Genomic DNA, 18041 nt, shown 5'->3' with positions numbered 1-18041 from the left:
ACCTCGATGGATGCCGCAGCCCGTACCGCCCATGATTCCACCCTCCAGCCGTTCTCGGAGATGGAGCACTATAAGCATGCCGATGAGCTGCCGCCCGAGATTATGGCGGACAGCTACGACAAGCTGGAGCGCCTGTGCCTCAAATATATGAATCAGGACGACTTTTCTAAGGTGGAGCAGGCCTATTGCTTTGCTGCCGAGAAGCACTGCAACCAAAAGCGCCGCTCGGGTGAGATGTACATCAACCATCCCGTCGAGGTGGCCATCATTTTGGCCGATCTCAAGATGGACTGCGATGTGGTGTGCGCCGCGCTGCTGCACGATACCGTCGAGGATACCGAGACCTCGCTTGCTGATGTTTCCGGCCTGTTTGGCGATACGGTGGCCGAGCTCGTCGATGGCGTGACCAAGCTCACCAACATCGAAGTCGACAGCATGGACGAGAAACAGGCGCTCACGCTGCGCAAGATGTTCCTCGCCATGTCCAAGGACATCCGCGTTATCATCGTCAAACTCGCCGACCGCCTGCATAATATGCGCACGCTCGCCGCCCTGCGCGAGGACCGTCGCCTGTTTAAGGCACGCGAGACTATGGACGTGTACGCGCCCCTGGCCGACCGCCTGGGCATGAGCTCTATTAAGTGGGAGCTCGAGGATCTGTCCTTCTTCTATTTGGAGCCCGACGCCTACCAGCGCATCGCGCGCATGGTGGCAGAGTCGCGTGAGGTTCGCGAGCGCTATCTGGCCGAGACTATCAAGACGCTCACCGATGAACTCAACCGCATTGGCCTGGAGGGCTTCCAGATCAACGGCCGCTCCAAGCACTATTGGTCCATCTACCAAAAGATGAAGCGCAAAGGCAAGGAATTCTCCGAGATTTATGACTTGGTGGCGCTGCGCGTCATCACTCATTCGGTGCGCGATTGCTATTCCACGCTCGGTGCGGTGCATACGCTGTGGCACCCCATGCCCGGTCGCTTTAAAGACTATATCGCCATGCCCAAGGTCAATAACTATCAGTCGCTTCATACGACGGTTATCGGCCCCACGGCCCGTCCGCTCGAGATTCAGATTCGAACCTACGAGATGCACGAGCAGGCCGAGTACGGCATCGCCGCCCACTGGCTGTACAAGAAGTCGGGCGGATCGTCTGCTTCAAAGACCAATGATGCCCAGCGTCTGGACGACCAGATAAACTGGCTCAAGCATTCGCTCGATTGGGCAGCGTCTGATGAGATTACCGATGCCAAGGAATACCTGCACTCGTTGAAGGTCGACCTCTTCGACCAGGAGATCTTTGTCTTTACGCCCAAGGGCGAGGTCATGGCGCTTCGTGCCGGCTCCACGCCGCTCGACTTTGCCTATGCCGTTCACACCGAGGTGGGCAACCACTGCGTCGGCGCTAAGATCAACGGTGCGGTCGCGCCGCTCACGCATGAGATCAAGACGGGCGACCGCGTTGAAATCCTGACCAATAAGAGTTCCAAGCCGTCGCGCGATTGGCTCAAGATCGTCAAGACACCTTCGGCCAAGTCGAAGATTCGCCGTTACTTCGCTGCCGCGACCAAAGACGATGACGCTGCCGCCGGCCGCGATATACTGGCCAAGGACCTGCGCAAGCGCGGGTACGGCATCTCTACGCCGCGATCTACGCGTGCGCTCAATGCCGTGGCAGAGCAGTTTAACTACAAGCAGCTCGAGGACCTGTTCGCAGCCGTTGGGGCGGGCAAAGTCGCCCCGCGTGCCGTGGGCAACAAAGTCGAGCAGATCTTGGATCCCAAGCCCGAGGAGCAGCTCGCCAAGGCCGAGGCCATTGCCGAGGTCGTGAAGCAGCCCGCGCGCGGATCCAACCGCAAGCCCCAAAAGCGTGGCAAGAGCGCCAGCAACGGTATCATCGTCAAGGGCGAGAGCAACAGCGGCTTGCTGGTTCGTCTGGCGCATTGTTGCAACCCCGTGACGGGCGACGATATCGTGGGCTTCATCACGCGCGGCCGCGGCGTCTCGGTGCACCGTGCCAACTGCCCCAACGTCAAGGGTCTTATGGAACACCCCGAGCGCATGATTGACGTTGAGTGGGACGGCGCTGCCGATACCCTGTTCCAGGTTGAGATCGTGGTCGAGTGCCTGGACCGCATGGGCCTTCTCAAGGATGTCACCATTGCCATTGGCGATGCGGGCGGCAATATCCTTTCTGCCGCCACGTCGACCAACCGCGAGGGTATTGCAACCCTGCGCTTTATGGTCGAGATTTCGGACGCGAGTGGTCTGGATCCGCTGCTGGCTTCCATCAGCAGTGTCGACTCGGTCTATGACGCACGCCGTCTGATGCCGGGTGAGGGTGGAGCTCAGCTCAAGCGTCGCGTTTAGTCGCGACGAACGTGCCACATTATCGATATTCGCTACACTCGAGGCATCGTTTGATGCCTCGAGTTCTATAGAGAGGAGAGGGGCATGAGTGCTGTGTCCTTGGATTTAACTCCCAAGGGATCGGTCGAGATCGAGACGCTCGTAAACGGTCCCATTCAGACCAATAGCTATGCTGTCATTTCGGACAATGAGTGCGTGATTATCGACCCCGCATGGGAAGGCGAGCGCTTGGTGGAGCATATTCGAGCCGAACACCCCGATGTGCAGGTGCTCGGCGCCGTTTGCACGCACGGTCACGCCGACCATGTTGGCGGTGTCGCTGGAGTTCGGGCCGCCGTTGGCGCCGACGCCCTGTACGAGCTGTGTGGCAAGGACGCAGCAGTGCCGCATGCGAATATCGAGGAGCAGCGAGCGATGTGGGGCATCGAGACGCCCGATCCAGGTGAGCCGACGCGGCTGCTTGCCGAGGGCGACACCATTGAGCTGGGCGACATTTGCCTGCAGGTAATTGAGGTGCCCGGGCACACACCGGGCGGCATCGTTCTGTTCGCCGCCACTGAGCAGAGGAACATTGCCTTTGTGGGCGACACCCTATTCCCGGGCAGCCACGGCCGCACCGATCTTGCCGGTGGCGACGAGGCAGCGATTCTGCGCTCGCTCTCCAAGCTCGCCCACATGCTTCCACCCGATACCGTTTGTTTGACTGGCCACGGTCCCTCGACCACTATGGCGCGTGAACTCATGTGCAACCCGTTCATGCGCTAGACAGTTTCCGTTTCCACCCAAGAGACTTCCGACTTCTGGGGAAATCGGGATTGTGGAACACCTTTCATAAACCTTGTATCTTTCTAATTGTCGGATAGATACGGGGAGGTGAAACGTTGGTGTTAGATTCACAGGTTCAAAAAGTACTTGACTACATAGAGGCTAATCACGATGTTTCGCCCGCTCGTCTTTGCGAAGAGTTTGGCGTGAGCGATCGCACGATTCGTACTTATGTCAAGAAGCTCAACGCTGTCCTCGAGCCTCAGGCCCATATCCATAAACACCGTGGCGGGGGTTATACCCTCAATATCAGCGATTGCGACGCATACCGCTCGATCAAGGACGATGCATCCAATGGGGGTCTCAAGTCAATTCCCTCTACGAGCGAGGGGCGCGTTGAGTACTTGCTGAACGACCTGTTGAGTCGCGTCGACTGGATCACCCTGGACGATCTTTCGGAGATCCTCTATGTATCCCGCAATGCTATTTCAGGCGATCTCAAGCGGGTTGAGGCACAGCTGGCCAAGTTCGATCTCAAGCTTGAACGGCGTCCTCATTACGGGATTCGCGTGAGCGGCTCGGAGATGTCGCGTCGCCTCTGCTTGGCAAGCATTACGCTCGACAAGCTTGCAGAGCATCGTGAGAGCGATTCTCAGAACCAGGTGACCCTCGACACGATTGCCACCTGTGTGAATGAGGTCATTGCCGAGGAAGGCTTCCAAATCAACTCAGCGGCCTATCAAAACTTGCTGGTTCATATCGCGGTCGCCATTTGGCGAATCCGCGAGCAGTGCTACGTCCCGCTCGAAGCCGAACATATTGAGAAGCTGCGTACAGCGCGCGAGTTTGCGGTGGCCGGTTGTGTGGCTTTGCGTATCGAGAAAGCTTTCGACATTCGGCTCCCAGAGGAGGAGGTTGCCTACATCGCCATTCACCTTGCGGGAAAGCAATCTCTGTATGCTAGTTCCGACGGTGCAGATGAAGGTCTCGTAATTTCCGACGAGGTTTGGGATGTGGTCACTGAGATGCTCGAGTGCATCTGGGATTCCTATCACTTTGATTTTCGCGGCGATCTTGAGCTCCGCATGAACCTCGCGCGTCATATCGTTCCGCTTGCCGTGCGTCTCAAATATCGCATGCATATCGATAATCCGCTGCTTGCCGATATCAAGGAGAGATTCGCGCTCGCGTATTCGATGGCACTCGATTCGTCGGTCATCCTTGCCGAGCACTACGGTAGTCGTCTTTCGGATGACGAGATCGGCTATATCGCACTCGCCTTCGCCTTGGCGCTTGAGCGCCAGAAGAGCGAGGTCCCGCGTAAGAATATCCTCGTAGTGTGCGCGAGCGGACAGGGAAGCGCCAAGCTCCTTGAGTACCGATACCGCCAAGAGTTCGGTGCTCTCGTGGACAAGATTGTGACCTGCGATGCCTCCCATGTCGACAGTATTGATATGACGGGTATCGATTACGTTTTTACCACGGTGCCCCTGCATCGAGCGCTTCCGGTGCCCGTGCGCGAGGTGAGCTTCTTTCTCGATGCCGATGATATGCACGATGTTCGTGAGATTCTTGCCGGTGCAAATGTTACCGGTGACCTTGCACCTTATTTTTCGGCTGACCTTTTTGTCTCCGATATGGTCGCTGCAGACAAGAACGAGGTCATCTCAATTCTATGCGAGCAGGTCGCCGCCATGCGTAACGTGCCTGACGAGTTTAAGCAGCTGGTCATGCGTCGCGAGGAACTCGCGCAGACGAGTTTTGGCAATCAGGTCGCCATGCCCCATTCGGTCAAGGCCGTGACGGACGAGACGTTTGTTTGCGTTGGACTGCTGCGCGAGCCGGTCGAATGGAACGGGCAAGCGGTGCGGGCGGTCTTTCTAGTATCAGTCTCAAAGGCTAAGGACAAGAAGCTTGACCGTTTCTACCGCAGTATGGCCAAGATGCTTACCAGCAAAGAGGCTATCCAGGGGCTTGTCGACAACCAACGATGGGAGACCGTCGTCAAGCTTTTGAATATGTATGGAAAAACAGACAACAACGAGTAGAAGGAGACACCGATGGACGAGAGCAAATATGAAAATGCCCTTCAAATCATCCTGCATGCGGGCAACGCCAAGTCCGCCGCGCTCATGGCAATCGACGCCGCCCATGATGGCGATTTCGAAGAGGCCGAGAAACAGCTCGCCGAGGCGCAGTCCGAGATGAGCGCTGCCCACAAGATGCAGTTCGAGCTCACTCAGGCTGAAGCGAACGGCAATACCGTCGATATCAACATCATCTTGATCCATGCCGAAGACCATCTGACGATGGCCATCATGGCGAGTGATTTTGCCGAGCGCTTTATCGAGCTTTATCGCGATAAGTACGAGGGCAAGTAACCCTAAAATACCGAGTTTGGTCAATCGGGCGCCCAAGATGAGCGCTTTTGAAAGGAGTCCGTTATGAACATCATGTTGGCTTGCTGTGCTGGTATGAGCACCTCGCTCGTTGTGAGCAAGATGGAGGAGGCCGCTAAGGCCCAGGGCAAGGATGATTACAAGATTTGGGCCGTCGAGCAAGGCCAGGTTGCCGAGGAACTCGGAAACTTTGACGTTTTGCTGCTTGGCCCGCAGGTCCGCCATCTTCAGCGCAAGCTCACCAAAGTCGTTGACGGCAAAGCTCCCGTTGCCGTAATCGATCCGGTTGCCTACGGCAGCTGCGATGGCGCCAAGGTCCTCAAGCAGGCGGAGGACCTGGTCGCCAAGGCATAAGGGCTCAATAGCCCAAAATCGCCGCTGTGCGACTAGCACTCGACAGCGGTCTACATCCGAAAGCACGTCATTAACTTTCGAAAGCAGGTACATCATATGGCTTTCTCCGAGAAATTCGAAGATGTGATGATGGTTGTCGCAGAAAAAGTAGGCGACAACGTATATCTCTCCGCAATTAAGGATGCCTTTACCGCGTTTATGCCCTTCGTTATCGTGGGTTCTATGGGCACGCTGCTCAAGACGTTGGTCTCTTCCACCACGACGGGGCTTGCACAATGGGTGCCCGCGCTCGCGGGGCTTGAGCCGGCATTTTCCGCTATCAACTACTGCACCATGTCCTTCATGACGGTGCCCATCACCTTCCTGATTGGCCTTTACCTGGCCCGTGCCAAGAAGGCTCCGGAGTATCCGACGGCGCTCGTCTCCGTGGCGGCCTACATCTCCATGATTTGCACCTCTATCAAGGTCGACGGTGCCGGCACGGCTCTCGAGGCTCCGGTGTCTGGTCTTCTTACCACTCAGATGGGCGCTCAGGGTCTTTTTGTCGGCATGATCACGGCCGTTGTGTTCGGTTCGCTTTTCTGCTGGCTCTCTAAGATCGACCAGATCAAGATCAAGATGCCTCCTTCGGTTCCCTCTGGTATCTCCCAGTCCTTCAACGTTATGATCCCGGTCTTTATTGTCCTCGTCGTGAGCGCTATCTTCGGCCTTGGCTTCCAGGCCCTTACCGGCTCCTATATCAACGATTGGATCTACGGCCTTATGCAGGCTCCGCTCGAGGCGGCCTTCAAGACTCCGGCTGGCGTTGTCATCATCGTTGTCGTGTCCCAGCTCTTCTGGGTTCTCGGTATCCATGGCGGTCTCATTGTTTCCCCGGTGCGCAACCCCATGTTCAATGCCGCAATCGCCGCCAACACCGCCGCCCTTGCCGCTGGCACCATGCCCGATTCTCCGTTCACCATGGGTTTTTGGAACTGCTTCGTTGCTCCCGGTGGCGCCGGTATGACCCTCTGCCTCATCATCGCTATTTTCCTGTGCTCCAAGCGCGATGAGGAAAAGGCTATCGCCAAGCTCGGTTTCCTGCCTGGCATCTGCGGCATCTCCGAGCCCGTCGTCTTCGGTATCCCTCTGGTCTTGAACCCGATCTACGCGATTCCGTTTGCCTTTGGTTCCGGTATCTGCGTCGCCATCGCCATGTTCGCCACCTCTATCGGCTTCCTTCCCTGCAACACCGTTGACGTGCCCTTTGGTGTGCCCATCCTGCTTAATGCCTTTGTTGGCCATGGCTGGCAGGGTGTTGTGGTCCAAGTCGTCGAGCTCGTCGTGGGCGTCCTTATCTGGATCCCCTTCGTCCTCGCCAACAGCAAGCTGGCCAAGAAGGAGCAGGAAGAGGCTGCTCAGGCCTAATGGCTACACCTATCGGCTGTCCGATAATATGCCTGTAACTTCGAGGGGCGCGGTGCACGGGAGCGCCGTGCCCCTCTTTTTAACTAAGGAGATAACTATGAGCTACGTGTTCCCAGAAGGCTTTTTGTGGGGCGGTGCCACTGCCGCCAACCAGTGCGAGGGTGCTTGGGATGTGGATGGCAAGGGCCTTTCGGTCGCCGACTGCACCACCTATAAGCCCAAGGTCGACAAAAAGGACTACGCGGCCCTTCACGGCATCACTGACGAACAGATCAAGGAGGCCGAGGCTTCGACCGATATCCACGTGTACCCCAAGCGTCACGGCATCGACTTCTTTCATCGCTACAAGGAGGACATTGCGCTTTTCCAGGAGATGGGCTTCAAGACGCTGCGCGTATCCATCCAGTGGACTCGCCTGTTCCCCACGGGTACAGAGGAAGAGCCGCTCCAGGCCGGCATCGACTACTACCGCGACCTGTTCCGCACCATGAAGGATGCGGGCATTGAGCCACTTGTGACGCTTCACCACTACGAGATGCCGCTCTATTTGGCAAACCACTACGATGGTTGGGGCAAGCGCGAAGTCATCGACTTCTTCTTGCGCTTCTGCGAAGTCTGCTTCCGCGAGTTTGGAAAGTACGTTACCTATTGGCTCACATTCAATGAGATCGACTCTGTGTTCCGCCACCCCTGGACCACGATCGGCGTTTGCACCGAGCGTTATCCCGAGGATAAGCGCGAGGAGCTTATCTACCAGTGCGTGCACAATCAGTTTGTGGCGAGCGCCCTTGCCACCAAGATGCTGCACGAGATGGTTCCCGGTGCTCAGATGGGCTGCATGGTCACGCGCACCCTCACCTATCCCGAGAACTGCAATCCCAAAAACATGCTGCTTGCGCAGAAGGACAACCGCGATAACTACTTCTATAGCGATGTCCAGGTACTTGGCGAGTATCCGCAGCATGTGCTCAACTATTGGAAGCGCAAGGGCATCCACGTCGAGTTCGGCATGGGTGACGAGGCCATTCTCAAGCAGTATCCGGTCGACTTCGTCTCGTTTTCTTATTACATGTCGATGGTTGACTCCATTGATGCGGACAAGCGCGAGAAAGTCGGAGGAAACCTTGCTACCGGCGTCAAGAACCCCTTCCTGCCCATTTCTGACTGGGGTTGGCAGGTCGACCCCGATGGCCTCACCTACGCGTTGATCGATATGCAGGACCGCTACCATAAGCCGCTCTTTATCGTCGAGAACGGTCTTGGCGCCTACGATAAGGTCAACGAAGACGGCACGATTGACGATGACTATCGCATCGACTACTTCCGTGAGCACATTAAGGCCATCGGCGCTGCTATCGAGGAAGGTGTCGACGTGATGGGCTATACCCCGTGGGGGTGCATCGACCTGGTCTCGATGTCGACGTGCGAAATGGACAAACGGTACGGCTTTATCTATGTTGACCTCGACAATGAGGGCAACGGTACCTATGCACGCTCTAAGAAGAAGAGCTTCGATTGGTACCAGAAGGTTATCGCCACCAACGGTGCTGACCTCGACTAGCTTTCATTCAACAAGTGTGAGGGCCGTCGCGATGACGGCCCGTTTCCTATAGAAAAGAGGACGACCATGGGTGTTTTTCCAAAAGACTTTCTTTGGGGCGGCGCGACTGCTGCCAATCAGTTCGAGGGAGCCTGGGACGTAGACGGCAAGGGTCCGAGTTGCATGGATATGGCCACTAACGGCAACCATCACCACCCGCGCGAGATCACGCCCGAGCTCGACCCCAACAAGCTCTATCCCTGTCACGATGGTGTCGATTTCTACCATCACTACAAAGAGGACATCGCCTTGCTCGCCGAGATGGGATTCAAGGTCTTTCGTTTCTCGATGAACTGGCCTCGCGTCTTCCCAACGGGATTCGAAGATGAGCCCAACGCGGCTGGCCTTGCGTTTTACGATTGCGTGATGGACGAGTGCCATAAGTACGGCATCGAACCGCTCGTGACGCTGAGTCATTACGAGATGCCTTTTGCCATGTGCCAGAAAGTCGATGGCTGGGCTTCGCGCGAGGCTATTGACTGCTACGTGAAGTATGCCAAGACCGTCATGGAGCATTTCAAGGGCAAGTGTCGCTACTGGCTCACGTTCAACGAGATCAATTGCGGCATGATGTCCCTTGGCAACTACATGAGTCTCGGCATTCTGAATCCGGGCTCCTTTGACCTTCGCCATCAGAAAGATGACCCGCAGAAGCGTTTGCAGGCGCTGCACCATCAGTTTGTCGCAAGTGCTCTTGCGGTCAAGGCGGGGCACGAGATCGACCCCGACAACAAGATAGGTTGTATGATTGCCTACATGCTGGCCTATCCGCTCACGCCCAATCCTGCGGACGTCGAGCTTGCCCGCGAGCGTAACCAGTATCGCAACTACTACTGTTCAGATGTCCAAGTGCGCGGCGAGTACCCCTACTTTGCCCAGCGCATCTGGGACGAGGAGGGCGTGACGCTCGATATCACCGACGAGGACCGTAAGATTCTCAAAGAGGGTACGGTCGATTTCTATACGCACAGCTACTATCAGAGCCAGTGCGCAAGCACTGACCCTGCCGAGGAGACGAGCGGTAACCTTCTCGGGGGCGCCAAGAATCCTTACCTCAAGGAGACTGCATGGGAGTGGCCAATCGACCCTATGGGTCTGCGTATCATGCTCAACCAGGTGTACGAGCGCTATCAAATTCCCATTATGGTGGTTGAGAACGGCCTCGGCTGCTGCGACGAGGTCAATCCGGATGGATCCATCGACGACGACTATCGTATCGAGTACTTGCGCGATCACATCAAGGCCATGGCCGAGGCCATCAAGGATGGTGTTGAGGTCTGGGGCTACACGCCTTGGGGCTGCATCGACCTGGTGAGCAATGCCGATGGAGAGATGGCCAAGCGCTACGGGTTTGTTTATGTCGATAAGCACGATGACGGCACCGGTACTATGGAGCGCTCGCGTAAAAAGAGCTTCTACTGGTACAAGAAGGTTATTGAGACCAACGGCGAGGAGCTGTAATGGGAGGAGCGGTTGCCGCGCTTATCAGTCAGATCGTCATCATGTTTATCCTGATGGCGATCGGCTATTTTCTCTACCGCATGAAGATTATCGACCGCAAGGGCACGAGCCAGATGGCCAATGTGGTCATCTATGTGGCGTATCCCTGCATTACGCTGAGAACCCTTATGGTCGACTTCGAACCCAACATGATCCGCGACGCGGGATTTTGCTTTGTGCTTACCGTTGTGGTCACACTAATTTCGATTCCGCTCACGCGTCTGTTTTTTAAAAAGGAGGATGGTGTCGCCCGTTACGGTGCCATCTTCTCCAACAGCGGCTTTATCGGGGTTCCCATTGTTATGGGCGTGTTCGGGTCCGAATACGTCTTCTACCTCTCCATCGGAGTCTCATGCCTCACGTTTTTCATTTGGACGTATGGCGTATGGTTGGTTTCGGGTGATAAGAGCCAGATGTCCTTTAAGAACTGCATTACTAACCCCAATCTCATCATGATCTTGATTGGTCTTGTTTGCTTTTTCTTTTCAATCCATCCGCCCGCGTTGATGGCGACGATTCTCGATGACCTGGGTGCGCTCAATACGGGCCTAGTGATGCTTGTGCTTGGAGCCTATTTGGCGCAGAGCGATATGCGCGCTGTCGTTACGAGCAAAAAGGCCTATCTCGTTAGCTTGGTGAGACTCGTCATCATCCCGGCGATCGTTGTTGGCATATTGGCGCTCTTCCCGTGGATTGATGCCAAGGTTCGCCTCACGATGCTTATCGCTCTCGGTGCACCTGTCGCATCGTTCGCGGCCATCTTGTCCGAGAAATACGGCGGCAACTATAAGTTTGGAATCGGTTTGGTGACGCTGTCCACGATTCTGTCGCTCGTCGCCATGCCCATCATGCTTGAGCTCGCGTCTTTGGTGATCGTATAGCTGGTTGGTATTTGGGGGGTTGACAATAACGTCAACCCCCCAAACTCGTCAACGGCCGTTCTGAGGCGGCAGGCGGTATAAAAAATCGCTAAAGTACCCATATTCGTGAACAAACGAACGTTTATGCCCGGGTGCGCCGTGGTAAAATCTCAGGCGTTATCGGAGCAACCTTACAGGAGGTTTCTTTTATGCTCGTCAACGCAGCAGACATGCTCAAGAAGGCTGAGGCCGGCAAGTACGGTCTCGGTGCCTTCAACACCAACAACCTCGAGTGGACCCTGGCTATTCTCCAGGCCGCCGAGGAGGCCAAGTCTCCGCTGATCCTTCAGTGCACCGCTGGTGCCGCTAAGTGGATGGGCGGTTTCAAGGTCTGCGCCGACATGGTCAAGGCTGCCGTCGAGGCCACGGGCGTTACCGTTCCCGTCGCCCTTCACCTCGATCACGGTTCTTACGAGGACTGCTTCAAGTGCATCGAGGCCGGCTTCACGTCCATCATGTATGACGGCTCTCACGAGGAGACCTTCCAGCTTAACCTCGACCGCACCAAGGAGCTCGTTGAGCTTGCCCACTCCAAGGGCATGTCCATCGAGGCCGAGGTCGGCGGCATCGGCGGCACCGAGGACGGCGTGACCTCCAGCGGCGAGCTCGCTGATCCTGCTGAGTGCAAGCAGATCGCTGACCTGGGCGTCGACTTCCTCGCCTGCGGTATCGGCAACATCCACGGCGTGTACCCTGCCGACTGGGCTGGCCTTTCCTTCGAGCGTCTGGGCGAGATCAAGGCCCAGACCGGCGATCTGCCCCTCGTCCTGCACGGTGGCACCGGCATCCCCGAGGATCAGATCAAGAAGGCCATTTCCCTGGGCATCTCCAAGATCAACGTCAACACCGACCTGCAGCTCGTCTTCGCCAAGGGCGTTCGCGAGTACATCGAGGCTGGCAAGGATCAGCAGGGCAAGGGCTTTGACCCCCGCAAGCTCCTCAAGCCTGGTCGCGACAACATCGTTGCCCGCACCAAGGAGCTCATGGAGGAGTTTGGCTCCGTCAACAAGGCGTAAGTAGCGGTTTAACTTCCCGCCGGAGGCCCCGTTTCCCCTACGCTGTTTCCCTCGCGCTCACCTGGCTTCGCCAGAAGTCGCGCGACGGAATCAGCTCCGGGGAAACGGGGCCTCCTTCGTTAACTCGCTACAGGGTTACTGGGCTAAATTAAGATGGCTACTGGCTTTGCCAGAAGTCGCGCCAAGGAAACAGCTCCGGGGGACGGGGCTTCCTTCGTTTAACGCCGCAGGGTTACTGGGCTGAATTCATTTTTTATAGGCACCGTTTATCAGTGTTGGGGGCTCCTTAATTGGGGCTTTCTTTTTTATCTCGCTACAATGGGCTTCAAGCGTTCTAGTGACTTGGAGTTTTGGTATGGCTGTTATTAATGTGCTGCCTTCGGATGGGAAGGTTATTGACGAGGGCCCAGTTGGTTGCTCTGCTGATGTTCACTGTGATGACTTTCGTCATCTCGATGTTGGACTGCCGCCCGAGATTCTTCGTCTTAAGGATGCCGGGTATTTGACGCAGGCTGTTGCTGCCTGCGATCGCCTTTTGGAGCAGAACCCCGAGCCTTCGCTGGCTGCTTGTGTTCGTGCCGAGCGGTATCGCATGCTCGAGACGCCGCTTCATTTTTCGGTGTCGCGCGATCAGGCTATTGCGATGATTCGCGAGGAGTGGCCAGAGTTTATCGAAGAGCAGTTTGATGACCTGATTAATCGTAAGCGTATTGACTGGCGCTTTATCGATGGCGAGCTGTTCGTTCTCGACAACTTCCTTGATTCTTTGCGCGTGTATCCCAAGGAGGTTCCGGGTCTGCGCCCCGATTCTACGGATGGTATGGCGCTGCGCAATCAGATGCTTAAGGAGATGGAATCGCAAGGCGGGCTGTCTCGCGCCATTACGCTCAAGGCATGCGTGTCTGTTCCTGGTGCTCTGGAGGGAGAGACTGTTCGCTCGTGGCTACCCGTTGCCGCCGCCTGTCGTCAACAGTCTCATATCGAGGTTCTCGATATGACGCCGGAGGGTGCTGTTGCCCCCGCGAATGCTTCGGCGCGTACCGCCTCGTGGTCTTCTTCGAGTGAGCGCTCATTCTCGGTGACCTATCGCTATCAAATTGATGCCGCTTATCGTGATGTCTATGGGGGTGCGCTTCCGGTGCATCCTTGCATGGACGTGCCACTGCCCGTGGACACCTCCGAGGACCGTCCGCACATTGCATTCACGCCGTATCTGCAGCAGCTGACGGCCCGTGTCATTGACGGGCTCGAGGATCCGCTCGATCGCGCCCGTGCTATCTATGATTACCTGACGCAGCATATCGACTATCGCTATCAGCCGCCGTACTTGCTTTTGGGATCTATTGCCGATGACTGCGCGCATTCGCTCCGCGGCGATTGCGGCGTTATGGCGCTCACGTTTATCACCATGTGCCGTATCGCGGGCGTGCCTGCCCGTTGGCAGAGCGGCCTGTATGTTACGCCCGATTCGGTGGGGTCGCACGACTGGGCAGAGTTCTATACGCCGCAGACCGGTTGGCTCAACGCCGACGTATCATTTGGGTCTTCTGCTCGCAGGATGGGGGAGGAGTGGCGCCGCCGTCACTACTTTGGCAATCTCGACCCGTGGCGTATGGTGGCCAACAATCGATTCCAGGCAGAGTTTGAGCCCTCTTTCGACGGCATGCGCGAGGACCCTTACGATAACCAGATGGGTGAGGCTTCGGTCGACGGTCGCGGATGCCGTCGGCGCGAGATGCTCCGCACGGTCGAACTCATCGAAATGCTCGAAGTTCCATTTTCGGACTAATCGGTAGAAAGCTGTGATAAACTAACTCACGCATTGCGTGCCCGAGTGGCGGAATTGGCAGACGCAGTGGACTCAAAATCCACCGTTGGCAACAACGTGCGAGTTCGAGTCTCGCCTCGGGCACCATACATGCAAGTGAGCGTTCAAGGGGGTTGCGGCCCCCTTTTTCGTGCCGAACTCGCGTGAGCGCGCGGAGCGTTAAGCAAACAGGCCTGTGGCCTGTTTGTAGCGGAGCGCGGCGAGGGCGCCATGCGCCCGAAGCCCGGGGCTTCGCGAAGCGAAGGCCCTTCGAGTCTCGCCTCGGGCACCATACATGCAAGTGGACGTTCAAGGGGGTCAAGGCTCCCTTTTTCGTGTACGTAATGTGATAACGCGCGGTACGTGTTATTATCGCCAAGGCGTTGTCCCCGCAATGCCTTAAAGAGGAACCCGAGGGTTCCCACCTTTTGGCGCCAATGAGCAGCTGACTGGTCATACAACTTAGATTCCCTTCCTCAAATCGAGGAAGTCTATGTGTACGACCTGGTTGCTGAGAAGCGCCGGGTTATTTTTTTATGAATGGAGGTAGGGAAAATAGCTAAGTCTGATGACACCCGCATCAACGACGAGATCACTGCATCTTCGTGTCGTTTGATTGGCGTCGATGGCTCTCAGCTCGGCCTGTTCGCCATCCGCGATGCCCAGCGCGTCGCCGACGATCAGGGTCTCGACCTAGTCGAGATCGCTCCCAACGCGGAGCCGCCGGTCTGCAAGGTCATGGACTACGGTAAGTTCAAGTACCAGCAGGCCATGAAGGCCAAGGCTGCTCGTAAGAACCAGTCCAAGGTCGAGGTCAAGGAAATGAAGTTCCGACCCAAGATCGACGTTGGCGACTACGAGACCAAGAAGGGCCACGTTCTGCGTTTCCTCAAGAAGGGCGCACGCGTTAAGATCACCATCATGTTCCGCGGCCGTGAGATGGCTCACCCGGAGCAGGGTCTTAACGTTCTCGAGCGTCTCGCCGAGGATCTCAAGCCTTACGCTACGGTCGAGTCCAAGCCTAAGATGGAAGGCCGTAACATGCTTATGCTGCTCGCCCCGATTAAGGGCGCCTTCGATGAGGATAAAGCGGCAAGCGATACCAAGTAACTAGTGTTCTGTAACCGATTAAGGAGTATTTCATGCCTAAGATGAAGTCCCACAGCGGCACCAAGAAGCGTTTCCGCAAGACTGGCACCGGCAAGCTTATGCGCGCCAAGGCTTTCAAGAGCCACATCCTGAGCAAGAAGTCCACCAAGCGTAAGCGTGGCTTCCGTCAGGAGACCGAGATCGCCGCTGCCGACCGCAAGGTCATCAAGTCGCGTCTCGCCTAAGTTCGCGTTCCCGTTTTTCGTTTTACCGTCTAGGAGTTGATAGAACATGGCACGTATTAAGCGCGCTGTTGCCGCCAAGAAGAAGCGCCGTACCGTTATGCACCGTGCGAAGGGTTACTACGGTGCCGCTTCGCGTACTTACAAGCATGCTAAAGAGCAGGTCCAGCACTCCCTGCAGTATCAGTATCGTGATCGCCGCAACAAGAAGCGCGAGATCCGCTCTCTCTGGATCACCCGCATCAACGCTGCCGCTCGCCTGAACGACATCTCTTACTCTCAGTTCATGCACGGCCTGAAGGTTGCCGGCATCGAGCTCGACCGCAAGGTCCTGGCTCAGATGGCTTACGAGGACATCGAGTCCTTCAACGAGCTGGCCACCATCGCCAAGAAGGCTCTAGAGGCCTAATAGATTCTCTTGAATCGCTAGGGGAGTGTCGCGTTGTGCGCGGCGCTCCCTCTTTTTATCTGAAGCGCGGTTTACATTGCTAAAAGCGCGGGTAGATAAACACTTATAGGTGACCGATCTCTATATATTCCTGAACCAAAGGGTCATCATCTGATACGTGCGGAAGATCCGCACCAGTCTTTCTATTACCTATAGAAAGCAATATGTTGTGTAGGACTTGTGAAGAGTGGAATTGACGTCCCACAGGGCTTCGCGGTCTGGCAATATATCTCCTTGCCGCGCGGCCCGGTCGGACCGGATCAGCCGCGCAGGCGTGCACCTTGAGAACCGGATACTGCGAGGATGGACACATCAGATGTGTCGCATCCGGGCAGACATCGAACCATTTGAAATGGTCTAACTTGGATTTGTTTTTCGCAAGGCCGCCGAGAGGCGGCCCCGAGAAATTCCTTTTCCTATACAGAACCATATGAATCGAACGGAACCGATCAGCGATGGACTGAGAGGACCGGACGGGCTCGAAGCCCATATATTTTGGACGGAGAGTTCGATCCTGGCTCAGGATGAACGCTGGCGGCGCGCCTAACACATGCAAGTCGAACGGCACCCCTCTCCGGAGGGAAGCGAGTGGCGAACGGCTGAGTAACACGTGGAGAACCTGCCCCCTCCCCCGGGATAGCCGCCCGAAAGGACGGGTAATACCGGATACCCCGGGGTGCCGCATGGCACCCCGGCTAAAGCCCCGACGGGAGGGGATGGCTCCGCGGCCCATCAGGTAGACGGCGGGGTGACGGCCCACCGTGCCGACAACGGGTAGCCGGGTTGAGAGACCGACCGGCCAGATTGGGACTGAGACACGGCCCAGACTCCTACGGGAGGCAGCAGTGGGGAATCTTGCGCAATGGGGGGAACCCTGACGCAGCGACGCCGCGTGCGGGACGGAGGCCTTCGGGTCGTAAACCGCTTTCAGCAGGGAAGAGTCAAGACTGTACCTGCAGAAGAAGCCCCGGCTAACTACGTGCCAGCAGCCGCGGTAATACGTAGGGGGCGAGCGTTATCCGGATTCATTGGGCGTAAAGCGCGCGTAGGCGGCCCGGCAGGCCGGGGGTCGAAGCGGGGGGCTCAACCCCCCGAAGCCCCCGGAACCTCCGCGGCTTGGGTCCGGTAGGGGAGGGTGGAACACCCGGTGTAGCGGTGGAATGCGCAGATATCGGGTGGAACACCGGTGGCGAAGGCGGCCCTCTGGGCCGAGACCGACGCTGAGGCGCGAAAGCTGGGGGAGCGAACAGGATTAGATACCCTGGTAGTCCCAGCCGTAAACGATGGACGCTAGGTGTGGGGGGACGATCCCCCCGTGCCGCAGCCAACGCATTAAGCGTCCCGCCTGGGGAGTACGGCCGCAAGGCTAAAACTCAAAGGAATTGACGGGGGCCCGCACAAGCAGCGGAGCATGTGGCTTAATTCGAAGCAACGCGAAGAACCTTACCAGGGCTTGACATATGGGTGAAGCGGGGGAGACCCCGTGGCCGAGAGGAGCCCATACAGGTGGTGCATGGCTGTCGTCAGCTCGTGTCGTGAGATGTTGGGTTAAGTCCCGCAACGAGCGCAACCCCCGCCGCGTGTTGCCATCGGGTGATGCCGGGAACCCACGCGGGACCGCCGCCGTCAAGGCGGAGGAGGGCGGGGACGACGTCAAGTCATCATGCCCCTTATGCCCTGGGCTGCACACGTGCTACAATGGCCGGTACAGAGGGATGCCACCCCGCGAGGGGGAGCGGATCCCGGAAAGCCGGCCCCAGTTCGGATTGGGGGCTGCAACCCGCCCCCATGAAGTCGGAGTTGCTAGTAATCGCGGATCAGCATGCCGCGGTGAATGCGTTCCCGGGCCTTGTACACACCGCCCGTCACACCACCCGAGTCGTCTGCACCCGAAGTCGCCGGCCCAACCGAGAGGGGGGAGGCGCCGAAGGTGTGGAGGGTGAGGGGGGTGAAGTCGTAACAAGGTAGCCGTACCGGAAGGTGCGGCTGGATCACCTCCTTTCTAGGGAGATACTTCTTCTAGAGAGAAAACACTTTAACTCGAATAGAGGGCAGGAGCCCGTCCGGTAGATGTCCGCCAGGATATGTCCCCGCAGCACCCGGTCCCCGGGGTCGCACCCGCGTACC

General features: G+C 57.1%; 14 protein-coding genes, 1 tRNA gene and 1 rRNA gene. All 16 read left to right on the top strand.

Translation table 11 applies throughout. From position 1 onward, the window contains the following. The first annotated feature begins 6 nt into the window (after nt 1–6). The 16 genes from DXD16_RS03795 (at nt 7) to DXD16_RS03720 (ending at nt 17916) form a co-directional block, all read left to right on the top strand. A complete protein-coding gene (locus DXD16_RS03795; protein ID WP_117655173.1) occupies nt 7–2367 on the top strand; it encodes a bifunctional (p)ppGpp synthetase/guanosine-3',5'-bis(diphosphate) 3'-pyrophosphohydrolase in 2361 nt (786 codons plus the stop codon). Between the two features lie 84 nt (nt 2368–2451). Continuing rightward, entirely contained in the window at nt 2452–3132 is a 681-nt protein-coding gene (locus tag DXD16_RS03790) for an MBL fold metallo-hydrolase (RefSeq protein WP_117655172.1), read from the top strand. Nucleotides 3133–3251: 119 nt separating this feature from the next. Beyond that, nucleotides 3252–5180 (top strand): BglG family transcription antiterminator, encoded by a 1929-nt coding sequence (locus DXD16_RS03785; protein ID WP_117655215.1) that lies wholly within the window; start codon nt 3252–3254, stop codon nt 5178–5180. Nucleotides 5181–5192: 12 nt separating this feature from the next. Beyond that, complete coding sequence (locus DXD16_RS03780) at nt 5193–5513, top strand: PTS lactose/cellobiose transporter subunit IIA (RefSeq protein WP_117655171.1); 321 nt, start codon at nt 5193–5195, stop codon at nt 5511–5513. 63 nt (nt 5514–5576) lie between these two features. Beyond that, nucleotides 5577–5885, top strand: a complete 309-nt coding sequence (locus tag DXD16_RS03775) for a PTS sugar transporter subunit IIB (protein ID WP_117655170.1) — start codon at nt 5577–5579, stop codon at nt 5883–5885. Nucleotides 5886–5981: 96 nt separating this feature from the next. Continuing rightward, nucleotides 5982–7292: a PTS sugar transporter subunit IIC gene (locus DXD16_RS03770; RefSeq protein WP_117655169.1), complete on the top strand. Its 1311-nt coding sequence runs from the start codon at nt 5982–5984 to the stop codon at nt 7290–7292. A gap of 97 nt (nt 7293–7389) precedes the next feature. Then, nucleotides 7390–8853 (top strand): glycoside hydrolase family 1 protein, encoded by a 1464-nt coding sequence (locus DXD16_RS03765; RefSeq protein WP_117655168.1) that lies wholly within the window; start codon nt 7390–7392, stop codon nt 8851–8853. 66 nt (nt 8854–8919) lie between these two features. Next, nucleotides 8920–10353, top strand: coding sequence for a glycoside hydrolase family 1 protein (locus tag DXD16_RS03760; protein WP_117655167.1), 1434 nt, complete (start codon nt 8920–8922; stop codon nt 10351–10353). Continuing rightward, complete coding sequence (locus tag DXD16_RS03755; RefSeq protein WP_117655166.1) at nt 10353–11273, top strand: AEC family transporter; 921 nt, start codon at nt 10353–10355, stop codon at nt 11271–11273. Before DXD16_RS03760 ends, DXD16_RS03755 begins: the two co-directional genes overlap by 1 nt. Before the next feature lie 188 nt (nt 11274–11461). Then, the gene (fba, locus tag DXD16_RS03750; RefSeq protein ID WP_035137086.1) at nt 11462–12328 is read left to right on the top strand and encodes a class II fructose-1,6-bisphosphate aldolase; all 867 of its coding nucleotides are present in this window, start codon (nt 11462–11464) and stop codon (nt 12326–12328) included. Nucleotides 12329–12683: 355 nt separating this feature from the next. Further along, nucleotides 12684–14117, top strand: a complete 1434-nt coding sequence (locus tag DXD16_RS03745; protein WP_117655165.1) for a transglutaminase-like domain-containing protein — start codon at nt 12684–12686, stop codon at nt 14115–14117. Nucleotides 14118–14156: 39 nt separating this feature from the next. Then, nucleotides 14157–14243 (top strand) — tRNA-Leu (locus DXD16_RS03740). Nucleotides 14244–14675: 432 nt separating this feature from the next. Next, the gene (infC, locus tag DXD16_RS03735) at nt 14676–15245 is read left to right on the top strand and encodes a translation initiation factor IF-3 (RefSeq protein WP_006234423.1); all 570 of its coding nucleotides are present in this window, start codon (nt 14676–14678) and stop codon (nt 15243–15245) included. 32 nt (nt 15246–15277) lie between these two features. Further along, nucleotides 15278–15469: a 50S ribosomal protein L35 gene (rpmI, locus tag DXD16_RS03730; RefSeq protein ID WP_006234422.1), complete on the top strand. Its 192-nt coding sequence runs from the start codon at nt 15278–15280 to the stop codon at nt 15467–15469. 46 nt (nt 15470–15515) lie between these two features. Then, the gene (gene rplT / locus DXD16_RS03725; RefSeq protein ID WP_006234421.1) at nt 15516–15875 is read left to right on the top strand and encodes a 50S ribosomal protein L20; all 360 of its coding nucleotides are present in this window, start codon (nt 15516–15518) and stop codon (nt 15873–15875) included. Nucleotides 15876–16410: 535 nt separating this feature from the next. After that, a 16S ribosomal RNA gene (locus DXD16_RS03720) occupies nt 16411–17916 on the top strand. The last annotated feature ends 125 nt before the right edge of the window (nt 17917–18041 follow it).

The sequence above is a fragment of the Collinsella sp. TF11-5AC genome (assembly GCF_003436775.1).
GTDB lineage: Bacteria > Actinomycetota > Coriobacteriia > Coriobacteriales > Coriobacteriaceae > Collinsella.
This window is presented reverse-complemented; position numbering and strand designations above follow the sequence as displayed.